We start from the raw sequence: 5,173 nt of genomic DNA, 5'->3' as shown, positions 1-5,173 counted from the left end.
CGAGTTTGACTTACAATGAAGGAACAAATGCTCTAACATATGTAAACTCAAACGGGTCTTCAGAGACAATTGATTTAGGCAAGTTGGTTTCAGCTAACGAAACTGTTACAGTATTAGTTAAAAATACAAATGGTTCTTATACTTACTATAACGAAAAAGAAGTAGGAGCAGATGGTAAACCAGTTAATGGTGCTACTGGAGTTAATATTGATCCAAAAGAAGTTTCAGTTGAATTGAATAAGACAACACATCAATATGAGTTTAAAAATGCTGAAGGAGTTGTAATTGGTTCAATAGATATGAATGCTTCTAATGTAGCAATTGATAATAAAGTAGGCTTTACATCAACAGATGTTCAAGGTGCTTTAGAAGAGTTGTTAAAAAACATTAAGGCAGTTGAAAGTACAAAAGGAGATTTAACTGTAGCTGGTGGTCTTGAGTTTACTGATCAAAGTAATGGAACAGGAAAGTTACTGGCTAATGCTGGAATTCAAATTGCTGACAAAGGTATTTCAGCAGATAAGCTAACAGCTGGAACTGGAGAAGCAGGAAGAGTTGGTATTGCAGATAAAGAAGGAAACGTTACCTATCAAAATTTTGAAACAGTAGTACAAGGAAATCAAAAAACAGTTGTTTTAGTAGATGGTACAAATACTACAGTTGAAAGTAAAGTTGATTCAAAAGATGCTAACAACACAATTTGGAATGTAAATGTTGCCACAGCAAAAGGAGCTGCTAATAATGCCGAGTCTGTTTTAGGTTTAGTAAAAGAAGCAAAAACAAATCCAACTGTTATTATTTCTCAAGAAGGAGAGTTGTCTGTTAATCTAATGACAACAAACTCGATCAAAGAAGTAAATGGTAAATATGATGTGTTGACTGATGATGTAATCATCTTAGGGAATGCAGTAAATGGAGATGTAACGATTACTTTACCAACAGCTAACACAGCGAATAAAGGAAAAAAATACACAATTAAAAAACAAGATAAGAACGAAGATAACTATGTAACTGTTTTCGGAGCGATAGAAGGATTACAAGAGGTTTATACAGCCTTGCCATATTCTGGATGGGACTTCGTTTCTAACGGATCACAGTGGATAATCGTTAACAAATTATAATCACCTTACTTAACATAACAAAACACATGAAAAAATTAATATTATCTGCTTCAGTAGCATTTTCAGTTCTTGCAACTACAAACGTATCAGCTCAACAAGGTTTTGGAACAAATGCTCCACATAAATCATCAGCTGTTGATATCGTTTCTTCAAAACGAGGTTTATTGATTCCACGTATTGATATCGCTGAGTTAGACAAGGCTGCTCCTGTTTCTGATCCTGCAGATGCGTTGATGGTTTATAATAAAGGAACTCAAACTGCTCCAGGTTTTTACTATTGGGATGCAAAATTTAATAATAATACTGGTAGATGGGTACGTTTTGTATCTTCTAATTCAGGTAGTGCAGTTACAGTAACAGAAGGAAATAACGTTACAGTTGAAAAAACTACTAATGGACATGATACTGATTATAAAGTTAGTGTAAAAGGAGGTGATAAAGACGGAAAGGTTTTAGTAACTAAGATAGATGGTAGTAATAGTACAACGGTTTGGATTGATCCAAAAGAGTTTGTATCTAATGCTGTTAGTGCTACAAACGGTTTAACTGTAGTTAATGATAAAGAAGGAAATAGCCAATTTGAATTAGGTGGAGCTTTAACTAAAGACTTAACGACTATTGGTACTGGAAATGGAAAGAATTTAGCAATTATTGGATTAACAGATGTTTCTGATAAATTTGATGGGAAAGAGCAAAAGATCGTAGTGATGGGGGCAGATGGAATTTTAAAAATTACATCTCCGAAATCATTAATTGAAGAGTCTATCAAGAATGGAGATATTACAGGAAGAGGGTTAACTTCAAGTTCTATTGTTGTTAGTGAAAAAGGAAAAAATGCTCTTTTACAAGATGTAGTTATTGATATTAAAGGAGGTAGTAAAGCAGGTCAAGTTCTTGTTACAAAAGGTGATGGAGATAATGCCACGACTGAATGGATTGATGCTTCTAACTTAGGAAATACTGTTACAGCAAATAATGGTTTAACTAAGGATGAACAAAATAATATCAAATTAGGAGGAATACTGATAAGTCCAACTAAAATTACTTCAGATAAGACAAATACATTAGCAATTGCAGGTTTAGAAAATGCTGGTAAAACGACAGAAACTAATAATATTGTAGTTGCAGATAAAGATGGTGTTTTAAAACAAGCTTCGGCAAAGGATTTTGTAGAAGATGCTATTTCTAAAGGAAATTTAGAAGCTAAAACATTAACTACTGATGGAGTTATTGTAATTGGAGAGAACGGTGAAGCAAAAGAAACAACAGCGACTAATTCATTATTAGCTGATGTTAAGTTAAACATAGGTAAAGATAAGATTACAGCAGACCATATTGCTACAGGTGCAGTTACATCAGATGAGATTGCAGATGGTACTATTCAAGCTGTGGATATAGCTAAAGCAGACCCAACATCTGTTTTAGTAACAGGTACTGATGGTGTTGTGAAATGGGAAAAGCAATCTGCTTTAAATAATAAAGATACGTATACAGGTACAGCGCCAATTGCTATTAATGCTGGTACTGATAATACAACAGGTGGTAAAGATTATACTATCTCTATTGCTAATGCAAAGGCAAATGGAAAAGACAATACTGCTGGTGTTGTAAAAGAAGCAGAAAATGATCCAACAATTAATTTTGCAGATGGAGTAGCAACTGTAAATATTAAAAATATATCTGCAACACAAGGTAGAGGATTAACATCAACAAGTATTACTGTTACAGGTGGAGAGAAAGCATTGTTACACGCTGCAAGTATTGAGATTACTCCAGGTGCAACAGATGGAATGGTGTTAGTTACTACTGGTACTGATACAAAGACAACGAAATGGATTGATGCTTCTAACTTAGGAAATACTGTTACAGCAGATAATGGTTTAACTAAGGATGGTAAAAATAACATCACATTAGGAGGAGCACTAACAAGTCCAACTGAAATTACTTCAGATAAGACAAATACTTTAGCAATTAAAGGATTACAACCTGCAACAGGAGCTAATAAAGTTGTAGTGGTAAATGGTGAAGGAGTTTTAGCAACTGTAAATCAATCAATGAGTCCAACAGTAATTAATTCAACTACTAATATTTCTAAAATAGATGGATATAGTCCTCTAACACCAGAGGTGGTAATAGAAGTAGAAATTGGTACTACTGATATTAATTTAGAATTACCAACACCATCAGGAGCAGAAGGACAAACAATTAGTGTGAAAATTGTGAATACAGTAGAGCCATCTGCTTATTTGAATATCAAAGCAAATGGGACAGAATTAACTTACGGAGCAATGCCATTCCAAGGTTGGATTATTAAATCTAACGGTAGTAAATGGATCATTGTAGGGCGTAACTAATTAAAAAAACACAACAAAATGAAAAAATCTTATATAGGATATGCAGGACTTGCTTTAGTACTTTCTTTAAGTGCTGAGCAAGCTCATGCACAACAAGGATTCGGAACGGATAAGCCACATAAATCTGCAGCAGTAGATATTACATCTCCTAAAAGAGGTTTGTTAATTCCACGTGTATATTTAAAATCTACAAAAGATAAAGAAACGGTAAATGATCCTGCCCAATCATTGATGGTATATAATGAAAATACTCAAAATACTCAAAATGACGTAACTCCTGGTTATTACTATTGGGATATTGATCGTTGGGTACGTTTTGCAAAACAATCTGATGTTACTGAAATTACTTTAAAAGGTGATGCTGTAGGAAAAACAGGAGAAACAAAGGTTGTTGCTATTCAGGGTTCACAAGTAAGTGAATCAAAGCCTATTGCTAATCAAGTTTTGACATTTGTAGATGGTAAATGGACACCAACTACCATTACGGCTTCACAATTAAGTGATGCTAAGAATTTGTCTGCAGCAGATGGGGATAATGCTACTATTGAAGTGGTTGCAGGTGGTGTGAAAGCTACGCTTGTAGAAACTTCTTTAAGAGTTAAAAACGAATCTATTACTTCTGCGCAAATTAAAAATGGAGAAGTAAAAACGGAAGATTTAGCTGATAAAAATGTAACTGCTGGTAAATTAGTAGCCGATCCGAAAGATGAAGGTAAGGTTGCTGTTGTTCAGAAGGATGGATCGGTTAAGTATGAAAACTTAGCATCTTCTCTTGTAACAGGACAAGATGTAACTGTTGCAAGTGATAAGGTTGTGTTAAGTGAGGGAGCAAAAGGAGCTGCATTGAAAGCATTCACAATCGATGTTGATGAAAAGAAGTTAAGTTTACAGAATATAGGAGGGAAAGTAACTAATGATCAAATTACACCTGGTACTGCTGCTGGGCAAGTATTGATTACTGATGGTACTACAACTAAATGGGTTGATCAATCTACTTTAATTACAGCTACAACTAATGAGTTGGCGCTTAATGGAAGCGCACTTACAAGTACTGTAAATGATGTTGCTTCATCTGTAGATTTAGAACCGGCTATTCAGACTGGTCAAAAAACGGTGGAGGTTGTAAATGGAACAAACACAACTGTTACTAAAACACCTGCTGAAGGAGGAAAACACACTACGTACGCTGTAAATGTTTCTCAGGAAGCTATACAAGCAGTCCAAAAAACGACAACTGTTGTTGGTACAGATAATCTTGTTACTGTTACACCTACTGTTGATAATAATAATACGGAGTACAAAGTAAGTATTAATAAGGCAGAGATTTTAAAAGATCAAGTTAATACAGTTGTTAGAGCTGGTAATGGAGTTATTGTTTCAGACGGGAAAGCGACTCCAGAAAAAGATGGTAAGGAAGTTTTCTATGATGTAGCTATTGATACAAACGGAGCTACAAAAGGACAAGTATTAACTATCGAAGGAGAAGGTGATAACAAAACAGTAAAATGGACAACACCTGCTGCTGATAAGGACACTAATATCTATAATGTTGATGGTACTTTGGCAGGTAATCGTACGGTTAATATGGATCGAAAGTCATTGAATTTTAAAGATGGCGATGCAAGTATTAGGTTTTATAATAATGAAGTCATCTTGACTTTTTAGTTTTGTAAAACTTTTTCAGTCCTATAACAATAA

2 protein-coding genes and 1 pseudogene are annotated in these 5,173 nt (G+C 34.5%); all 3 read left to right on the top strand.

The genetic code is table 11. The features are described 5' to 3' along the window. Positions 1 to 1,121: pseudogene (locus AABL81_RS13440) on the top strand (hypothetical protein); the annotation flags it as partial. 26 nt (positions 1,122 to 1,147) lie between these two features. Further along, the gene (locus tag AABL81_RS13435) at positions 1,148 to 3,475 is read left to right on the top strand and encodes a hypothetical protein (RefSeq protein WP_341341315.1); all 2,328 of its coding nucleotides are present in this window, start codon (positions 1,148 to 1,150) and stop codon (positions 3,473 to 3,475) included. An 18-nt stretch (positions 3,476 to 3,493) separates the two neighbouring features. Continuing rightward, positions 3,494 to 5,140 carry a hypothetical protein gene (locus AABL81_RS13430; protein WP_341341314.1) on the top strand — a complete coding sequence of 549 codons (1,647 nt, stop codon included), beginning with the start codon at positions 3,494 to 3,496 and terminating at the stop codon, positions 5,138 to 5,140. Positions 5,141 to 5,173: the final 33 nt, after the last annotated feature.

This window comes from Myroides sp. C1519 (assembly GCF_038039755.1).
GTDB classification, from domain to species: Bacteria; Bacteroidota; Bacteroidia; order Flavobacteriales; family Flavobacteriaceae; genus Flavobacterium; species Flavobacterium phaeum_A.
Note: the sequence above shows the minus strand (reverse complement) of the source record. Positions and strands in the feature narration are given on the sequence as shown.

Bases quoted from the DNA above. Each gene is read 5' to 3' on its own strand.
- AABL81_RS13435 (WP_341341315.1), top strand. From the start codon at position 1,148: ATGAAAAAATTAATATTATCTGCTTCAGTAGCATTTTCAGTTCTTGCA.
- AABL81_RS13430 (WP_341341314.1), top strand. From the start codon at position 3,494: ATGAAAAAATCTTATATAGGATATGCAGGACTTGCTTTAGTACTTTCT.